Here is a 19099-nt window from a genome sequence, read left to right as displayed (position 1 = left end):
GAGGATATGCCATGGAAACCCTGAACGCAGGTCCGCACCGCGTGCCATGCATGCGCCGCAGCGCCCTTTTCAAGACCTTCCTGTTGCTGCTCATCTTCACCGTCGCCGGCTGCGGCAAGGTAGAATGGCTGCCGGAGTACCAGCGCCTCCCGACCACCCCCGACTCCTTCTCTTTCGCCGCCGTGCCCGGAACCGAGCCCGACGCCCAGGTGACCTCCGCCCCGATCACCGTCTCAGGACTCACCGGCTCCACGAGCCCGATCAGCGTCATCGGTTCGGTGGGAGGGGACAGCAAGTACTCGGTGAACGGCGGCACCCCGACGAACAGCGACGGGACGGTGCAAAACGGCGACAAGGTCACCGTGACCCACACCGCTGCGAGCACCCTGGGGACCACGACCACGAGCACGCTCTCAATCGGGAGTGAAAGCGCCCAGTTCATCAGCACCACCAGGTATATTGAGAAACCTTCTTTCACGCTCACGGTGCTGCAGCCCTCCCCCTACCGGCAGGCGATGGCGGTGATCACCAGCGTCGACGGCGTTTTTGGGACGCACGTGGTGAGCATCAAGGACTCGCTGAACTCAGGCAAGGCGCTCTACGGCGTAAGCGAGACCGACGAGATCCCCAGCAACTTCTTCAACGATACCAGGACCTTCCCCTTCCTGAACGGAAGGCGGATCTTCGTGCGCAACCTCTCCACAGTGGTGGGCGCAGGCGCGGTGACGACGCTCACCATCGACGGACTCGACATCGTGGTGAACCTGGCGCAGTAGCAAGGCTGGGAAAAAGGCGAAAATTTAAATGCTTGCTTTGTCGGAACCAAGCTGTTAATGTGTCGAAGGTCCGGACGAGCCGGACGAATATCAGCAGAAAGACATGGAGAAGGTAAAAGTAAATGGTTAACGGAACTGTAAAATGGTTTAACGACAGCAAGGGGTTTGGTTTCATTGAGCAGGAGAATGGCGACGACGTGTTCGTGCATTTCTCCGCCATCACCGGCGACGGGTTCAAATCCCTTGCTGAAGGCGATAGCGTCACCTTCGAAGTGGCCAAGGGACCGAAAGGTCTGCAGGCCGCGAACGTGTCCCGGGTATAGCGAGTCACCATCAGCCGCATAAAAAAGTCCCGGAGCGATCCGGGACTTTTTTTTTGCCTTCCGCCGGCATTCCGCGCAGCAACATCGGTTGCATCCCCCCCTGTCTCGTCAACTTTTGTTGACAACCCTCCCCCCTGTGTTATCCACTATTGGTCGAATTTAATCCTTAGGGGTGCCTTATGAAAATCAACAGGAAGACGCGGTACTGCTGCATCGCCGTCATCATGGCCGGAATTGCCGTCGTAGGACACGCCGTGGTGGCGGACCGCGGCCTCATCGCGGAGCACAAGGCCGCGGTGAGCAGGTGAACCGGGGGAGCGCTGCGAGGGGACTGGCTCCGCAGGTGCCTGTCCCGTTAAGGCGACCGGCGCGGCGTTGATCGGGGACGGCGGTTATGTTTTTGGAAGAAAGGTGTGCCGTCTCGGCAGATGAAGGTGGGCGCACGGGTACTGGCGGGATTTTGAGCTAAAGAAATCGCGGGCTTTGCCGACAAGGCTGCTATGGTTTCTAACGCTCACGGCGCTCCCGCACGAGAAAAGAGTTCATGATCAACCGGTTCCGCGACCTCTCCATCAGACGCAAACTCATCGGCATGCTGCTGCTCACCAACGCGGTCGTACTCGCGCTCGTTTCGGTCGCTTTCGTGGTGAACGAGGCCAACCGCTTCCGCAGGGAGATGCAAACCGAGCTTTCCGCCCTCGCCGAGATCATCGGCAACAACAGCTCCGCCGCGGTCGCTTTCAGCGATCGGGCCGCCGCTGGAGAGACCGTCGCCGCGCTCCGCGCCAAGCCTTACATCCGCCTTGCATTCATCATGCTGCAGGACAACACGGTGCTTGCCAGCTACCAGGCGCCGGGAGGCACCAAGCCCTGGTTCATGACCGGGTTCGGCGGCCGGTTGCACATCGATGAAAAGCGGCTGCGCGATACCCTCGAGCACTCGCGGTCCCCCCTTGCCATCAGCGACGCCATCTACGGCGTCTACCCCATCGTTCTGGACCAGCAGAAGATCGGCACCGTGGTGTTGCAGTCCGACGCCAGCGAGTTCACCGACCGCCTGGCACGCTACTTCTTCCTCGTGGCGGCGGTCATGCTGAGCGCGCTCCTGATCGCCTATTTCCTCGCCTCACGTCTGCAGCGTTTCATCTCGGCTCCCATCACACACCTGGCGCAGGTCATCAGGGCCGTGTCGGTCGACAAGAACTATTCGGTGCGCGCCAAAAAGCAGGGAAACGACGAGCTCGGCACCCTCATCGAGGGGTTCAACGGGATGCTGGTGCAGATCCAGCAGCGAGACGAGAAGCTCGAGGCGCATCGCCAGGAGCTCGAGGCCGAGGTGCAGCGCAGGACCGCTGAGCTAAGCGCCGCGAACCGGGAGCTGAACCAGACGGTGGCCGAGCTGCGCGTCTCCAAGGAGACGGCCGAGGCGGCGAGCCTCGCCAAGTCGCAGTTTCTAGCCAACATGAGCCACGAGATCCGTACCCCGATGAACGGGGTGCTCGGCATGGTGAGCGTCCTTCTGGAAAGCGGGCTCTCCGGCGAGCAGCGCCGCTTTGCCGACGCAGTGCGCAATTCCGGCGAATCGCTCCTCTCCATCATCAACGACATCCTCGATTTCTCGAAAATCGAGGCCGGGCGCATGGAGCTCGAGCCCGCCCCGTTCGACCTGCACGACCTCCTGGGCGGGGTGCTGGAGATCTTCGCCGCCGGTGCGCAGCGCAAGGGGGTTGGGATCTCGCTCACGATCGACCCGGAACTGCCTCGTTACGTCGAGGGGGACGTGGTGCGTCTGCGTCAGATCCTCGTGAACCTAGCGGGGAACGCCGTCAAGTTCACCAGCCGCGGCGAGGTGGGCTTGTCTGCCGCACCGGTCGCCGGACAAGGGGAGGGGGTTGTGCGTTTCGAGGTGGCCGACACCGGTATCGGTATCCGCCCAGAGGCGCAGGCGCACATCTTCGAAAGCTTCTCCCAGGCCGATTACTCGACCACCCGCACTTTTGGCGGCACCGGCCTGGGGCTTGCCATCTCCAGGCAGCTCGCCGAGCTGATGGGAGGGGAGCTCGGGCTTTCCAGCGAGTACGGGGTCGGCTCCACCTTCTGGTTCAGCGTCAGCATGAAGGCCATCGACGGCGTCCCTGAAAGCCTCGCGCACCAGCTCTGTCTGCCGGCAGGAGAGCCGTCGGAGCGCTTCGACGCCTTGATCCTCGTCGCCGAGGACAACCCGGTGAACCAGGACGTAGTGCGCCACATGCTGGGGCTTCTGGGATGCCGGGTGGTGATCGTGGAGAACGGGGCGCTTGCCGTTACCGCGGCGGCGCAGGGTAGGTATCACCTGCTGTTCATGGACTGTCAAATGCCGCAGATGGACGGCTTCGCCGCGACAAGGGCGATACGCGCCCAGGAGAAGGAGACTGGGGGGCACCTCCCCATCGTGGCCCTCACCGCGAACGCGGTGGCCGGAGACCGGGAGCTCTGTCTTGCCGCCGGGATGGACGATTACCTCAGCAAGCCTTATGACTGCGGTCAGTTGCGCGATGTCTTGCGGCGCTGGATTCCCGAGCGTGGGGCAAGCTCCGGCGAAGGGGCGGTTTCGACTGCCGTCGAGGCATCCGGGGCGACCGCCGCCGAGGTGTCGTCGGGCAGCTCCGGCGCCGGCCTGGCAGATGCGGCTTCGGCGTCTCCTGTGGTGGGGGAAGCCCCGCCCGTTTTTGATCGCAATGGTTTGGTGCAGAGGATGGGTGGGGCTGAATTCGTGGAGATCTTCGTGGAGAAGTACTGCGCGACCAGCGAAAAACTGATCCTTTTGCTTAGTGAGGCGGTGGAGGGTGGGGACTACCCGGAGGTGCGCCTGCAGGCCCATTCGATCAAGGGGGCTGCTGCGAGCATCGGAGCCGAGGTGATGCGCGCCGTCGCACTGCAGATGGAGCATGCGGCCCAAAAGCCCGAAGAACAGCCGACCCTTCCCATGCTGCTCTCCGAACTCGAGGCCTCCTTCGCCGAGTTCAGGCGCGTGGCCTGCGCCGCTACCGCGTGAACCCGAGGGTGCTGACCTCCTCTTGGAGCAGCACCCCGAGCCTTTCCCGCACCCCCGCCTTGACCTGTTGAGCCAGTTCCATCATCTGGGCCGCCGTCGCGCCTCCGGTGTTGACCAGGTAGTTGGCGTGCCTGTGGCTCACCGCCGCCCCTCCGACCCGCAGTTTGCGCATCCCGGCCCGGTCGATAAGCCAGCCGGCGGGAATGCGGCACTCCCGGCAACGCACCCCCTGTTCCGCCTCGAAGCTCCTGATCAGTTCGGCGTCCTGCACTACGGGGTTCATGAAGAAGGAGCCGGCGCTCCGGTCGCAGGAGAGCTGTTTTGCCTCGCGCTTGGCGACGGTCTGCTCGATGCGTCCCTTGATCTCTGCCGGGGGAGCCGGGGAGAGGGTGAGGACTGTCCCCATCACGGCAAGCCACGGATCGCGTTTGAACAGGCTGTCCCGGTAAGCGAAGGAGCACTCTTCGCGCGGCATGGTGATCACATCCAGGGTCGCCGTGTCGAGCACCGAGACCGAATGCACCACGTCGCCGATGGCGCCGCCGTAGGCACCGGCGTTGCCGCGTACCGCCCCGCCCACCGTGCCTGGTATCCCCGCAAGCGACTCGAGCCCCGAGAGCCCCCACTGTGCCGAGTCGAGCACGAGGCGGTTCAGGTCGTACCCGGCCTCGACCGAAACGGTCGCACCGTCGACCGAAACCGCATCCATGACTAGCCGCACCACGAGGCCCTCGAAGCCGTCATCGCTCACGAGAAGGTTGCTGCCGCCGCCGAGGAAACAAAAGGGAAGCGCCTGGTCCTGGGCGAAACGCAAGGCCTGGCGCACCTGTTGAACGGTGCGGGCACGGGCGAAATAGCGCGCCGGCCCGCCGATTTGGAAGGTGGTGAAGGGGGCGAGGAGGACATCCTCCTCGATGATGACGTCGTCTTGGCGGTTCGGTTTCTGGCTGGGCATAGGCAATAGGATACACGAATCGCCCCGGATACCAAAGCATCGGATGTTGGACGATGCTAGATCCTGAAGCGCTGCACCATCTCCTGCATCTCCACCGAGAGCCGCGAGAGCTGGTTCGAGGCGGCGGAAATCTCCTCGGCACCGCGAGCGCTCTCCTGGACGGTTTCCGAGATCCGGTGGATGTTGTCGGTGATCTCGTGCGTCGTTGCGGTCTGCTCTTCCGCCGCGGTGACGATCTGGCTGATCTGTCCCGCGACCTCCTCTATCTGGGAGAGGATCTCCTCGAGCGCCTCGCCGGAACGGGCCGCCTCGCCGGTGCCGCGCTCCACCTCCTGCACTCCCTCTTCCATTGCCTGTACCGCCTGCCTGGTTTCCTGCTGGATCGACTTGATCATGTTGCCGATCTCGCGGGTCGCCTTGGTGGTCCGCTCCGCGAGCGCCCGTACCTCGTCGGCGACCACCGCGAAACCGCGCCCCTGTTCACCGGCGCGCGCCGCCTCGATGGCCGCGTTTAGGGCGAGCAGGTTCGTCTGGTCGGCGATGTCCTCGATGGTGGCGACGATCTCGCCGATCTGGTCGCTGCGGGTCCCGAGTTGTTCCACGACCCCCGCGGACTGGCGCACATGCTCCGCGATCCGGTTCATCCCCTGCACCGTCTCCTTCACGATGGCGGCGCCGCTTTGCGCCGAGCTGCTGGCGCGCCCGGAACTCCCGGCGGCAAGCTGGCAGTTCTTGGCGATCTCGTTGCTGGTGCAGGACATCTCTTCGCTCGCCACGGCCACGGTCTCGGCCTGGTGCACCACCTCGCTCGCGCCGTCGGCGGTGCGGCGGGCGTTTTCGTTGAGCTCCCCGGCCGCGGCCGAGACGTCCAGCGCGCTGCGGTTCACCTTGGTCATCACGTCCCTAAGCCCCTCCACCATGCGGCGCATCGCCTCGTAGATGCCGCTTTTCCCCGGCTCGAGGCGAACGGTGAGGTCTCCCGCGGCCACCTGTTCGGCGATCGAGGCGAGCTCCTCGGGCTCGGTGCCGATGTGGCTTAGGAGCTGGCGCACCACGAGTATCGCGACGATGCAGATCCCCGCCAGGAGCACTACGGTGAGAACGATCACGAGGTAGACGTCCTTGAGGATCAGTTCCTTGTTGGTCTGGGCCTCCTTGGCGACCCTGGCGTCCAGGTCGTCGACGTAGGTGCCGGTGCCGATCACCCAGTCGAAAGGCTTGAAGTAGAGCGAGTAGCCCCGTTTGGCGATGGGGGTGTCGCTACCCGGACGGGGGAAATGGTAATCGGTGAAGCCCCCCTCGGGCTGCATGCCGTTCTTGATGATCTCGCGGATCAGGTACTTTCCCTTCGCATCCTGCGCGTTCATCCTGTTCTTCCCTTCTGCGGGCTTGCCCAGGAGGACGACGTTGGTGCCGTCGGAGGTGTCGGCCCAGAAGTAGCCGTCCTTGCCGAACTTGAGGCCGCGCAAAAGATCGGCCCCCTGCTTCTTCGCATCATCGAGGGTAATCTCGCCTTTGGAGGCGCGATCGCTCACGGCCTGCAGCAGGCTGACCGCGGTCTGCACCTCGGACTTCAGGAGCGCGTCGGAAGAGGAATAGAGGACGTCGTGGTAGGTCGCGTTGAAACGGTTGTTGGAGTCATAAAACTGCTTCATCACGGTGAGACCGGTGGGGGCCCCTAGGACGCCGCAACTAACCAGCACCAGTAGAAGCAGTTTGATTCGAAATGACAGTCTATTTTTCCGTTCCATGAGTTTTTCCTTATGTTGTTGGACGTCGTTGTCGCGGTCTCAACCAATCATATCGGCAGGGCGTAACGGCAATTTAGGGTTTTTTGCCGTTAAAAGTGCGCAAAAACTGATGCTTGAGTCTGTAAGGGAGGTTTTACTGAGAGTGGCAGGGACGGTGTCGCGAAAATAGTGCTCAAGTAGCGGAAGGGGACGGCGATAAGCGACAGGTGTTGACGCATATGGATGCCGGGGCACAGAAGTGCGCCAGGCCCGGCATTGCGCCGGGGAGAAGGCGCCAGAAGGCGGCCCGGCAGACTTCCCTGAAGGAATGTGCGCAGTGCGGCCGATACCCACGTTGCACCGGGGGTACCCTAGCGGGTACCCCCATTTTTTTTCTTTTTCTCAAGCTCAGTAAAGCAGGTAAGGGCGGCGCCGCTCCAGGAAGGCCTCCACCCCGGGGGTCCACAGGAGCTCGACCTGTTGCGCCGACAGTCCCGCCACGAGCGCCTTGCGCAGCTCGGCCGATCCCGCCATGTCGTCAAAACCACCCCGGAAGAACGCGGCGCGGGCCTTCTCCGGGAGCGCCTCCTGGAGCGCCTTCAGGACGGCGACACCCGTCTCGACCGGGAGGAGCTTCCGGTAATCGGTGATGCTTAGGCTCACGCCGGCCACCTCGCGGTCCCGGTACTTGGGCGCGCTGGAGATACCGGGGAGCCGGACCGGCGTGAACAGCACCGGGGAGAAGCGCACCCCCGGGAGCTGCTGTTCGTTCAGGCGCTGTGCGAGCGCGTTCGCGTCGATGCCGGGCCACCCCGCGAGCCTAAAGGGTGTGCTGCTGCCGCGCCCTTCCGAGGCGCCGGTCCCCTCCAGGAGTCCAGTCCCCGGGTAGAGCAGCACCGACTCGAGCGCGGCGAGGTTGGGGCTCGTAGCCACCCAGGTGAGGGTGGTGTCGGGCCAGCGCATGCCGCGCTCCCACCCCTGCATGCGCACCACGGAGAGCTCGAGCCGGGCAAGCCCCGGCAGCATCGCTTCCCCCTTGATCATCCCAGCGAGTTCGCCAACGGTCATGCCGTGCGCGAGCGGAATGGGATAGAGCGAGGTGAAGCTCCCGGGGATCTTGTCGCGTGTGAAGCCCGCCACGTAGTCCCCCCCCAGCGGGTTCGGACGGTCGAGCACCATGAAAGGGATGCCCGCCTGCGCCGCCGCCTCCATGGCGAGCCCCATGGTGGAAATGTAGGTGTAAAAGCGCACGCCAGCGTCCTGGATGTCGAAGACGATGAGGTCGATCCCCTTTAGGTCCTCGGGGCGTGGCTTCTTCGTTACGCCGTACAGGCTTTTCACCGGGATGGTCGCGCTGTCGTCGTCGGCGAGCTTAACGCCGTCCTCGGCGTTCCCCTTGAGACCGTGTTCGGGTGTGAAGATGAGTGCCGGATGCACCCCTTTTTGCCGCATCAACTCGATGATGTGGGTGCCGTCTACCACCGCCGATTGGTTGGTGACCAGGGCGAAACGCTTCCCCTGCAGAGGGAGAAAATTCTGCTCGCTCAGTACCTCGGCTCCGGTCTTCACCGTGGCCAGGGAAGGTATGGGAAAGGAAAGGATCAGTACGAGGATTACTGCCACAACGGAAGGTACTGCTCGATACACGTTCTACCGCCTTGAGGTTTTGATGATACGAGAGCTTACCGTAAACCGGACCGTAAGAGCAAGCCCCATCAACCTTCGCCAAGGCTACGGGTGAGAGAGAGAGGGGGGCGGCCCAAGGGCAGAGCGGCGGGGAGGACAGGCATAGACCGTGGCCTGATCCTGTGTTGCCTTTCATCAAAAAGGTATTAAAAATAAGTCTTGTCATATTTGAATGTTTGGAATAGATTGATCACATTTGCTGATGATAATGATGTCTTCCTGCTGTCTGGGATGACCTGGGGGGAGTGCCATGCGAAGACTGTTTCTTGCCTGCCTGATCCTTTTATGCTGCGCCGGTGTTCTTTGGGGCGCGGGGATGAAGAAGAAAAAGCCGCTGCCTCAGGACTTTGGGAGCGTCACCATCAACAACTATTCGCAGCAGGCCGGGATGCCGCCGGTGGTGTTCGACCACTGGGTGCACCGCAAGAACTACACCTGCCGCCTCTGCCATGTCGACATCGGTTTCGGCATGACCGCCAATTCCACCCAGATCCACGCCGCCGACAACGGCAAAGGGTTTTTCTGCGGTGCCTGCCACAACGGCTCCTCCACCTTCAACAAGACCAAGATCTTCGCCTCTTGCACCACCACCTATAACCGCGAGGAGTACAAGCGCTGCGTGAAGTGCCATGCCCTGGAGAAGGACCCGGCCCGGGAGGAGGCGTTCTACCGCTTCCAGGACAGGATGCCGCGCGAGACCTTCGGTAACGGCATCAACTGGGAAAAGGCCGAAGAGTCGGGGCAGATCAAATTGGTGGACACCCTGGAAGGGGTCTCCCTGAAGAAGGGGACCATGAAGGTGCAGAAGGATTTCACCCTCAAGGGAAAAGTCGAGGGGATGCCCGACATCATCTTCTCCCACGCGAAGCACACGGTCTGGAACGGCTGCGAGGTCTGCCACCCCGACATCTTCGTCGGTATCAGGAAAGGGGCGACCAAGTACTCCATGATCGACCTGTTCGACGGCAAGTACTGCGGCGTATGCCACGACAAGGTCGCCTTCCCGCAGAGCGACTGCAAACGCTGCCATGCGAAGCCGGTTGCGGGGTGAGCCATGACCGCTAACTGGAAGAAAGCGACCGCGGCCCTCATCCTCGCCCTTGCCCTGGCGCAGCCGGCAGCGGCGGAGGAATCCTGGCGTGCCGACTTCGAGGCAACCTGCTCGAAAACGGACCAGGCGATGACCATGTCGGTAAAGGAACTGCGCGACCTCCTGGCGAAGTGTGAGGCGCTGCAAAAGGTGATCGAGGTGCAGGAGGATTCGTTAAGAAAGGTGTACCTGAAGCGGCTGGCACTTTGCCGCAACCTTTACGCCTACATGCTGGAGTACAAGCAAAACGACGCCAAGTAGCGTGCATTGGACTGGGGGGAAGATGAAACCGGGGGGGATGCGGATAGTGACGAGGGTGATGCTTACGGCGGCGGTGGCGCTTGCCCTGGCGCTCGCCCTCCGCGTGGGTGCCCAGGCCATGGACCGCGCCGACCTCGCCAAGGTCCTGCAGACCATTCCCCCGAACGGCCCCTTCGAACGGTACGGCAACGTCACCATGCGCAGCAGGGCCAAAGCGGCCGGGATGGCGCCGGTGGTCTTTCCCCACTGGGTGCACCGGGCGCGCTACACCTGTCGGGTCTGCCACATGGAGCTCAATTTCGGCATGCGGCGCGGCGACACCGGGATCACGAGGGCTCTGTACACGAGCGGCAAGTTCTGCGGCGCCTGTCATAACGGTACCACCGCCTTCACCGTCCAGGCGGGGCCGAACCAGCAGTGCAACAGGTGCCACATGGCGAACACCAAGGAGCTCAACAAGCGCTTCGCGGAGTTCGCAGAAGGGATGCCGCTGGCAAGTTTCGGCAACGGCATCGACTGGGCCACCGCCTACAACGAGGGGAACATCCGCCCGGTCAACTCGCTTGCCGGCCAGGTGACGCTCCCCTTTCCGGAGAAACTGAAAAAACCCCTCAAACTCGGCACCGCCTCGCCGCGCAGCGACGTGAGCTTCTCGCACCAGGATCACTACGCCGAGCTCGACTGCTCCTCCTGCCACCCCGACGTCTTCAACATCAAGCTCAAATCCACCACCGCCTTCACCATGGAAACCAACATCTACGGCAACTTCTGCGGCGTCTGCCACATGTTGGTTGCCTTCCCCATGAACGACTGCAGGCGCTGCCACAAGGGGATGAGCAACTCCTACTGATCCCTTCTGCACCCGGCCCAGCAGGCCTGCCTGTCGAAGCCGACGATGGTTCCCCTATCCTCGACCCTAAGCGCCGCGTACCGGTCCATGCCGAGGCAAAGTGCTGCGTAGATGCGCGCTGCCGCCAGTACCTCGGGGAAGGGGACCTGCTCCTCCGGGGTGTGCGCGAGTTCCAGCGCCCCGGGTCCCAGGATGAGCGGACTGCACCCGGCGGCGTGGAAAAGATTCCCGTCGGAATGAGAGCGGAAGGCGTCGAAGCGCAAGGTGAGGCCGAGGGTACGGTAGACCTCTTCGAGGATGCGTGCGGGGGCGTTATCGGTGCCGAGGTTGTACCCGGCCGAGGCGAAGTCGAAGCTGACGGAGAGGTCGAGTCCGGGGATGAACTGACCCGCCCCGGCTACGGCGCGCCGGATCCCCTGTTCCACCGAGGCGGGATCGCGCTCCGGCGGCAGGTGCAGGTCGATCCAGGTCTCGCAGCGGTCCGGCACCACGAACCCTTTCTGGGAGGAGTGCATCTCGCGGACCGAGTAGACGATCTCCGATGCTCCGCGCTTGAAAAGGGGATCCTTGCCAAGGTGCAGGAGTACCCTGAGCATGCTTTCCACCGCGTTGTGCCCAAGCTCCGGAAGCGATGAGTGGCTCCTGACCCCCCGGGTGACGAACCCCGCCTCGAGGTAACCGAAGTGGGCGAAGCAGGCGGAGAGGCTCGTCGGCTCCCCGATAACCGCCCAGGCGGGGCGGCAGCGCTTCAGGAAGGCGGTGCTACCGTCGCCGTTTTCCTCCTCTCCGACCACCAGCAAAAGCCCGACGCTCGGGCGGCGGGCGGGTTTCAGCGCCTGTGCCATGGCGAACCAGGTCTCCAGCATCGCCGCACACCCCCCCTTCATGTCGGCGCTCCCCAGGCCGCGCACGATGTCACCTTCTTCGCGCGCGCCGAATTCCTCCAGGTCCCAGGCCGGGACCGTGTCCACATGTCCCACCAGGTAGAGCTCCGGCTCGTCCTCCCCCATGGTCACGCGCAGGTTGTAGCGCTCCTCCTCGACCTCCTGGCGCTCCACGGTGAAGCCGGCGCGGGAGAGGAGGTCCTCCAGGTAGAGCTGCACGTCCTCCTCCTTGCCGGAAGGGGAGTAGACGTCGAGCATGTCGGTGAGGGTCCCTTTGAGGCGGACCGGGTCGATGGCGGCCATCACCTCCGCTAGGCGCCCGCTCACAGCTTCTTCACCGATCTTTTCTTGTGACGTTTGGAGAGGTTGAGGGTCATGTAGACGTGCTCCTGCACGTTGTCAAAGCCGTGCTTTTTGAAGAAGCGGATGGCGGCTTCGTTGTCGGCCGAGGTGTCGATGATGATCATGCGCACCCCCTGCTCCTTGAAGCGCCTCTTCAGTTCCTTGAAAAGGCGCTCCCCGACGCGCAGCTTCTGGAGTTCGCGGCGCACGCCAAGCCACACCAGGTAGCCGTACTTCCAGGGGGAGTTGTGCTTTTTCACCGTGGTCCCGAGGGCGAAGCCGACGATGCGTTCCTCGTGCTCGGCGACGATGCAGAGCTCGTTGTCGGAGTTGAAGAGGGTGGTGATTTCGTACTCGTCCCAGGTGCGGTAGAGGCTCTGGGAGTACTCGGCGGTGAAGACCTCCTCGCCGATGTGGAACACCTCGGCCAGATCGTCGATGATCATCTCGCGGATACGGGGGGCGTCTTCTTCGTGCTGGACTTCTTGCGACATGAGCTACCTCGTGACGGCTCTGATACCTGCTGCTGACATTATATCAGAGTTACGCGGCGCCGGACTGGGAGAGCTTTTTTCGCCGATCTCACTGTGTGGCGTGAGACGCTCACAGCGCCAAGCGCTCCGTGAGCCGGAAGCATCGAGTCTTCGCCGTAAGAGCGGATAAGTCGTGTTGTGATGGTACTTATCCCGGCGGGAAGACCCGTGGGCAGTCACAGCGTTTGCCGTCGCTGTCACCTCATTTCACCCCATGTCGCAGCCGCGCTTCCGGAAAAACGTCTTCAAGGACAACAGCGCAGATTTACATGGTAAACTTCATGGGTCCAAAATCCTAAGGTTAGCCGCCTCCCATCTATGTCAGCGCCCCGTCGCCCCAGTAGCCGCCGGCGCAGACCTATGACGTGGTGTCACATGCCGAGACCCCTTCCCACATACCTCGTGCTTGCCCTCGCTTTCTCCTGGAGCCTCACCCAGGCCGCGCCCGCGCGCGCCGCTGAGCCTGTCGAGGTGGAGATTTCAGGCGTCGAGGGGGACGCGTTGGAAAACGTGCGCCAGGCGCTTGCCCTGCCGCACGGTCTCGTGCGCGAGGGGAAGGTGGACCGGCTCTGGCTCGAGCGTTTTTCGCGCCAGGCGCCGGAAAAGGCGCGGGTGGCGCTGCAGCCCTACGGCTACTACCGCGCCCGGGTGACCGCCGCGGTGCAGGGGGGGGGTAAAGAGAAAAGCGTCCTGGCGGTGATGGTGGAGCCCGGCGAGCCGGTGCGCGTGGCCGAGGTCGAGGTAAGGCTAGAGGGGAGCGGAAGCAAGGAAAAGGCGCTCGCCCATCTGGTTACCTCCTTCCCGGTGCGCCGGGGCGAGGTGCTGTCCCAGCCCGATTACGAGCGGGGCAAGGGAGCCCTGCAGTCGCAGGCGCAGACGCTGGGTTACCTTGACGCCTCCTTTTCCCACCACGAGATCCGCATCTCCCCCGACCTGGCCACGGCTCGCGTCCTGCTCACCATGGAAACCGGCGCGCGCTACCGCTTCGACGGCGTGCGCATCGAGGGAGCCCCCGACTATCCGCAGGTCTTTTTAAAGCGCTTCGTCGCCTTCAAGGAGGGAGACCCCTTCTCCTACGCGAAACTCGGGGAGACCCAGTTGAACTTCGCCAACTCCGAGCGCTTCCGCCAGGTGGTGGTGACGCCGCAGCGCGAGGAGGCGAAGGGTCAGAAGGTGCCGGTGCTCATCCGGCTCACCGCGGCGCCGCGCCGCACCCTGCGCCCCGGCGTCGGCTACGGCACCGATACCGGCGGCCGCTTCTCGGTGCGCTACCGCGACCTGAACCTCGCCCACGAAGGAAACGACCTCGATCTCAGCATCTACGTCGCCGAGAGGCTGCAGGGTTTTGCCGGCCGCTACACCATGCCGGACGAGACCGACCATCGCAGCTCGAGCGCGATACAGCTAAACCTGCAGCAGGAGGACGTCTCCACCTACCAAAGCCGCCTCGCCTCGTTGGAACTCGACCGCACCTTCGGCCTCGGGCGCGGCGAACTCGCGACGGTTTACGTGAAGTTCCAAGAGGAGTTTTATACCGTCGGCACGGCGGATTCGCGCTCCCGCCTGGTGCTCCCGGGCTTTCGCTTCTCCAAGGAGCGCTTCAACGACATGATCCGCCCGACCATAGGCTACCGACTCTCCTTCGATGTGCGCGGGGCGCACCCCTATTTCGGCTCCGACGTAGGCCTTGCCCAGTTCATCGGCAACGGGAGCGTCCTGGTCCCGCTCCCCTGGCGTCTCACCTTCCACGCCCGGGGCAACGTAGGCTACAGCGTCCTCACCGACCCCTTCGCCGACCTTCCCCCCTCGATCCGCTTCTTCGCCGGCGGCGACCAGAGCGTGCGCGGCTACGCCTACCAGAGCCTTGGTCCCAAGGACTCATCGGGCAAGGTGGTGGGTGGTAAGCACCTCCTGGTCGGGAGCATGGAGGTGGAGCGTGCGCTGTACAAAAACTGGGGCGTCTCCCTGTTCCATGACATCGGCAACGCCTTCAACGACTACGCGCGCATGGACCTGCACCAGGGGGCGGGGATAGGTGCGCACTACTACACGCCAGTGGGGGGGCTGAACCTTTACTTCGCGAAGCCCTTGAACGACTCCCGTCTCTTCCGCATCCATTTCACCGTGGGGTTCGAGTTTTGAAACGCGTCGCACTCTACATAGCGGCCCCTGCGGTCGGCCTTTCCCTGCTTTTAGCCGGCGGGGCGGCCTGGCTCGTCTACACGAGTTCCGGGGCGCGCTTTGCCCTGGTCACCATCGCCGGGATGGGGGGGAAGGCGAGCGTGCAACAGGTGGAGGGGCGCCTTCGCGACCGGCTCCTCGTCAAAGGACTGCGCCTCTCCCGTCGGAACATGGTTGTCGAGGTGGAGCGTTTAGAGCTTTCCTGGGAGCCTGAGCGACTCTTCCGGGGCGAACTTTTGGTGCACGATATAGGGGTCTCCTCGGTGCGCATCCAGGATGACACACCGCTTTCCGCCAAGGCCCCCAATCTCGCCTGGCCGCAGCCGAGCGCGCTTTTGCGCCGCCTGGACGCCCGCGTGGAGCGCATCTCGGTCAAGGGGGTGCACTACCGCCACCTGCAGGGTGAGCGGTTCGTGCTCAAGGAGCTTGCTGCTGGGATGACCCTGAAGGACGGCCTTTTGACCCTCTCGGGGGGGAGCCTCTCCCTGGAAAACGGCAAGGCGACCGGCCTTGTCGAGGCGGGGCTGTGGCAGCCGTCTTTGAGGCTCGACCTGCAGCTCGCACCGGCAACCCCCGTGGCCGACCTCGACGCCGTTTCGGTCAAGGCGCGCCTTGTTCCCGGTCGCGCGCCGGAGCAGCTTGCCGGACCGGTGGAACTCGAGGGGAAAAGGGGAGTGGCGCGCCGCCTGGAGGTGAATGCAGAGCTGGGCATCACCAGTACCGGCTTCAACTTCAGGTCGCTGCGTCTCGTCCGTCCCGGGCGCCCGGGGACCCTCACCGGCAACGGGAGCATGACCCTCACCGCCTCGGAACCACTCTTCGCCCTGGCGCTTGCCGCCGACCATCTCGACCTCTCGAAGGAACTCGACCGCCCCTCCGTTTTGAACGGAACGCTCAGCTTTTCCGGGACCCCCACCGCCTATGCCGGCACCTTCGCGCTCTCCAACAAGGGGACCGGCTGGGAGAATATGGGACTAGCGGCAAATTACCGCGGCGGCAAGAGCGGCGTGCGGTTAGCGCCCCTTTCAGGCAACTGGCTTGAAGGAAGCGTGCGCGGCGCGCTCGATGTGGACTGGAGCCGCGGGTGGAAGGTGGCGGGGAACCTTTCCGGCCGCGGTCTCGATCCCTCGCGCCTTGCCGCGGAGTGGGACGGCAAGGTCAATCTCGACATAACCGGCTCGATCGGTCAGGCGGGCGACGGTCCCGTATCCGGGGCGCTCCAGGCGCACCTCTTACAAAGCAGGCTCAAGGGGCGCGAGCTCTCCGGCGAGCTGGAAGGGGGCTTTCAAGGTGCGCGCCTTGCCGTCAAACGCCTCCTCCTCACCGGGCGGGGCTTCCGGTTCTCAGGCCACGGCGAGGTCGACCGGCGCTTCGATTTTGCCGCCGACGTGAGTGACCTCTCCTCGCTGTTGCCGGGAAGCGCCGGGGCGCTCAAGACCGACGGCTGGCTGCGCTGGCGCGATGGGATGCTCTCCGGTGCGGCAGACGGGACCGGGAGGAACCTCGCCGCAGGGGGCGCCACTGCCGGGGCTGTGCAGCTCTCCGCCACGCTGGGCGAGGGGAAGGACCATCCGATGAAGCTATCCGGGACGGCGTCGGCGCTCTCCGCCGGGGGGCTGCGCGTCGACACGGCAAGCTTCGCCCTCGCAGGGACCGCGACGCGGCACACCCTGGAGGCGCGCCTTGCCTCCCGGGGCGCCACCGTCGATTTCCTGGCCTCCGGCGGCTACGCCGACGGTACGTGGCGCGGCGAACTCGCACGCCTTGCCGGAAACGACGGCGTCGGCCCCTTTGCCCTCGCTGCACCGGCACACTTAGTCGTCGGGAACGGGCGCTTCAGCACCACGCCGCTTGTCCTAAACGGCGTCCCCGGCGAGCGCGTCGAGCTCTCCGGAAGCATGGGCCGGGACCGTTCCGGCAAGCTCGTCGGCGTATGGGAGCGCCTGAACCTTGCTCGCGCCAACGCGTGGCTCGCCGGGGGGGAGGTGGCCGGCGAGAGTTCCGGGAACCTGGAGCTCGCCCTTGCTTCTGCGGGGGGACTCACCGTCACCGCGAGGGCCGAGGCCGCGGGATCCTTCGCAAGGGAAGGGAAAAGGGTAGCCTTCGACCGGCTCCAAGCGACGCTGGACGGCGGGAGAAGCGGCATCGCCGCCGCCGTCGACCTCGCGCTGGAAAAGGGGGGAGGCACCGCCCGTCTCGGTTTCCGTTCCGACCGCCCGGCACGGCTCGCGCTTCCCGACCGGGGCGAGGTCTCGCTTTTGCTAACGAACCTGGACCTGGCGCTTTTGCGTCCCTTCCTCGCGACGGAAACGGCCCTTGACGGCCGTCTGAACGCCGAGGCGCACGGGCGGCTGCTGCCGGGCGGGAAGCTGGACGTCGAGGGAGACTCCGCGCTCACCGGTGGGGCCTTTAAGTGGCGCGACAAGGGGGATCAGTTCGATGCCTCGATCGACCGGGCCGGCCTCTCCTTCCGCTGGCTGAACGCAGCCGCCGCAGGGAAACGGGGAGGTGAACTCGTCCTGCACGGCCGGGCCGAGGCGACCGGTGAGTACCGCTCGGAAGGGGAGAAGCTGATCGGCAGCCAGTTCACCGTCGCCGTCGATGCGGACAAAAGCGGGACGAAGGGGGAGGCGCAGCTCTGGCTCGACACCGGTGGGAGCCTCACCGCGGCGCTCTCCTCGACGACCCCCGCCGGCACAGCACTCCCGGAGACCGGCGACGTCACCGTTCAGTGGAGCGGCATCAAGCCGGCGCTTTTGCGCCCGTGGCTTCCCGGAGCGCTCGAACTGCAGGGTGAACTGGACGGGAACGCGAAAGGAAGGCTTCTCCCGGGAAGGCGCCTGGAGGCGGCGGGCGAGGCCCTCTTCACCCAGGGAAGCGCCACCTGGCAGGGGGCAAACGGCGCGGCGAGCGCCGGCATCCGCACCGCCCGTTTCACCTTCGACTGGCGCGGCGACGCCCTAACCGGCGCCCTCGACCTCGCCCTTGCCGAATACGGCCAGGGGAAAGGGGAGTTCCGGCTCCCGGTGCCCGCCCGACTCCCGGTCACCCCCGAACAAAACGGCGCGGTGAGCGGGAGCTTCGCCGGAAAGCTGCGCGAGCACGGCTTCCTCACCGCCCTTTTCCCCGGCCTCGTGCAGGAGAGCCGCGGCCTCATCGACGCCGATCTGAAGGTGGGGGGCGTCTGGGGCGATCCGACCGTGCAGGGGACCCTGCACCTCTCCGATGCCGGTGCCTACCTCCCGAGTGCCGGGATCACCCTGACCGGGGTCGAACTCTCTGCGCGCCTGGAAAAGGATCAGTTCCTCATCGAGCGGCTGCGCGCCGTCTCCGGCGGCGGCGAGCTGGTCGGCAACCTGAAGGCGCGGCTTGCTGGATGGGAGGTGCGTGACTTCCAGGGGACCCTGAGCGGTCAGCGCTTCCAGACCGTCTACCTTCCGGAACTCACCATGTACACCTCGCCGCAGCTCACCTTCGAGGGAACCGGGACCCGCGCCACCTTGGCCGGTGAGATCGGCATCCCGGAGATGCTCGTGAGCGGCCCACCGGTGCAGAAGACGGTCACCCCGAGCGAGGACGTCGTCTTCGAGGGGGCGTTGCCCCAGGCGAAGCAGGCCGCGTTCCCGTTGCACCTCGAAGGGCGCGTGAAGGTGACGCTCGGGGACAAGGTGCGGGTGGAGGCCTCCGGGATCGATGCCCGGCTCGGCGGGAGCATGGATCTCGTCTTGAACGGGATCGACGATATTCAGAGTTCCGGCGAGATCAAGGTGGTGGAGGGGCGTTACCGCGCCTACGGCATGGACCTGCAGATCGTGCGCGGCAGGCTCTACTACGTGAACGACCCGGTGACCCGTCCGACCCTCGACGTCCTCGCCCTGCGTACGGTAGGCGACGTCAAGGCCGGCGTCACCGTCGGCGGCAGCCTGAAGACCCCGGTGGTCAAGCTCTACTCCGAGCCGACCATGCCCGAGGTGGACATCCTGGCGTACATGGTGCTCGGCCATCCGATGGGCGAGAGCGGCGAGCAGGGGGGAATGCTCGCCACCGCCGCCGCCTCGCTCTTCTCCCTGGGTAAATCCGAGTCGCTGCAGGAGCAGATCAAGGACCGCCTCGGGCTGAGCACGCTAGGCCTCGAGCGGGTCGACACCTCCACCACCGGCCGCATGGGGTACAAGGAACTCCCCACCACCCCCGGCGGCGTGAAACAGCCCACCGTAGGAGAGTCCCTCTTTACCGTCGGCAAGTACCTCACCCCCAAGCTCTACCTGAGTTACGGCCGCTCCCTCATCACCGGCCAGAACCTCTTCCGGCTGCGCTACGACATCTTCAAACGTCTGCAGATCGAGACCCAGAGCGGTTCCGAATCCGGCGCGGACCTTTATTACAAAATGGAATTCAATTAGCCGGTTTATTTCGACCGCTTGACGTGTAGAAAAAATTTCTATATTTTTATG

At 64.5% G+C, this 19099-nt stretch carries 14 protein-coding genes; 9 read left to right on the top strand and 5 right to left on the bottom strand.

Annotated features, from left to right (window positions below):
• The first annotated feature begins 11 nt into the window (after positions 1-11).
• The 4 genes from E8K79_RS09680 to E8K79_RS09670 all read left to right on the top strand — a co-directional run bounded on the left by E8K79_RS09680 (position 12) and on the right by E8K79_RS09670 (position 4133).
• Positions 12-776 carry a hypothetical protein gene (locus tag E8K79_RS09680; protein ID WP_246043785.1) on the top strand — a complete coding sequence of 255 codons (765 nt, stop codon included), beginning with the start codon at positions 12-14 and terminating at the stop codon, positions 774-776.
• A 122-nt stretch (positions 777-898) separates the two neighbouring features.
• Positions 899-1099, top strand: a complete 201-nt coding sequence (locus E8K79_RS09675; RefSeq protein WP_135870683.1) for a cold-shock protein — start codon at positions 899-901, stop codon at positions 1097-1099.
• 179 nt (positions 1100-1278) lie between these two features.
• A complete protein-coding gene (locus E8K79_RS21580; RefSeq protein ID WP_281276064.1) occupies positions 1279-1407 on the top strand; it encodes a hypothetical protein in 129 nt (42 codons plus the stop codon).
• A 236-nt stretch (positions 1408-1643) separates the two neighbouring features.
• Positions 1644-4133 (top strand): ATP-binding protein, encoded by a 2490-nt coding sequence (locus E8K79_RS09670; RefSeq protein WP_136514572.1) that lies wholly within the window; start codon positions 1644-1646, stop codon positions 4131-4133.
• Here E8K79_RS09670 and murB read toward each other — a convergent pair.
• The 3 genes from murB to E8K79_RS09655 form a co-directional block, all read right to left on the bottom strand.
• A complete protein-coding gene (gene murB, locus E8K79_RS09665) occupies positions 4123-5088 on the bottom strand; it encodes a UDP-N-acetylmuramate dehydrogenase (protein ID WP_136514571.1) in 966 nt (321 codons plus the stop codon). The genes E8K79_RS09670 and murB overlap by 11 nt on opposite strands.
• 56 nt (positions 5089-5144) lie before the next feature.
• Positions 5145-6839, bottom strand: a complete 1695-nt coding sequence (locus tag E8K79_RS09660; protein WP_136514570.1) for a methyl-accepting chemotaxis protein — start codon at positions 6837-6839, stop codon at positions 5145-5147.
• Between the two features lie 387 nt (positions 6840-7226).
• Complete coding sequence (locus E8K79_RS09655; RefSeq protein ID WP_136514569.1) at positions 7227-8465, bottom strand: exo-beta-N-acetylmuramidase NamZ family protein; 1239 nt, start codon at positions 8463-8465, stop codon at positions 7227-7229.
• A 289-nt stretch (positions 8466-8754) separates the two neighbouring features.
• Here E8K79_RS09655 and E8K79_RS09650 point away from each other — a divergent pair, with 289 nt between their 5' ends.
• Genes E8K79_RS09650 through E8K79_RS09640 form a run of 3 tightly spaced genes read left to right on the top strand, consistent with a single transcriptional unit; the run spans position 8755 to position 10705 of the window.
• Positions 8755-9555, top strand: coding sequence for a c(7)-type cytochrome triheme domain-containing protein (locus E8K79_RS09650; RefSeq protein ID WP_136514568.1), 801 nt, complete (start codon positions 8755-8757; stop codon positions 9553-9555).
• A gap of 3 nt (positions 9556-9558) precedes the next feature.
• The gene (locus E8K79_RS09645) at positions 9559-9855 is read left to right on the top strand and encodes a hypothetical protein (protein WP_136514567.1); all 297 of its coding nucleotides are present in this window, start codon (positions 9559-9561) and stop codon (positions 9853-9855) included.
• A gap of 46 nt (positions 9856-9901) precedes the next feature.
• Positions 9902-10705: a c(7)-type cytochrome triheme domain-containing protein gene (locus E8K79_RS09640; RefSeq protein ID WP_407925478.1), complete on the top strand. Its 804-nt coding sequence runs from the start codon at positions 9902-9904 to the stop codon at positions 10703-10705.
• Here the strand turns inward: E8K79_RS09640 and E8K79_RS09635 are convergent.
• On the bottom strand, positions 10699-11916 hold the full coding sequence (locus E8K79_RS09635; protein ID WP_136514566.1) for a M20 family metallopeptidase: 1218 nt from the start codon (positions 11914-11916) through the stop codon (positions 10699-10701). The two genes, E8K79_RS09640 and E8K79_RS09635, sit on opposite strands and share 7 nt — an antisense overlap.
• Complete coding sequence (locus E8K79_RS09630) at positions 11913-12425, bottom strand: GNAT family N-acetyltransferase (protein WP_136514565.1); 513 nt, start codon at positions 12423-12425, stop codon at positions 11913-11915. Before E8K79_RS09630 ends, E8K79_RS09635 begins: the two co-directional genes overlap by 4 nt.
• Positions 12426-12839: 414 nt before the next feature.
• Between E8K79_RS09630 and E8K79_RS09625 the strand changes: the two genes are divergently transcribed.
• Together E8K79_RS09625 and E8K79_RS09620 are read left to right on the top strand one after the other, a co-directional pair.
• The gene (locus E8K79_RS09625) at positions 12840-14606 is read left to right on the top strand and encodes an autotransporter assembly complex protein TamA (RefSeq protein ID WP_246043784.1); all 1767 of its coding nucleotides are present in this window, start codon (positions 12840-12842) and stop codon (positions 14604-14606) included.
• Positions 14603-19048 carry a translocation/assembly module TamB domain-containing protein gene (locus E8K79_RS09620; protein WP_198419805.1) on the top strand — a complete coding sequence of 1482 codons (4446 nt, stop codon included), beginning with the start codon at positions 14603-14605 and terminating at the stop codon, positions 19046-19048. Before E8K79_RS09625 ends, E8K79_RS09620 begins: the two co-directional genes overlap by 4 nt.
• The last annotated feature ends 51 nt before the right edge of the window (positions 19049-19099 follow it).

The sequence above is a fragment of the Geomonas edaphica genome, assembly GCF_004917075.1.
GTDB lineage: Bacteria > Desulfobacterota > Desulfuromonadia > Geobacterales > Geobacteraceae > Geomonas > Geomonas edaphica.
This window is presented reverse-complemented; position numbering and strand designations above follow the sequence as displayed.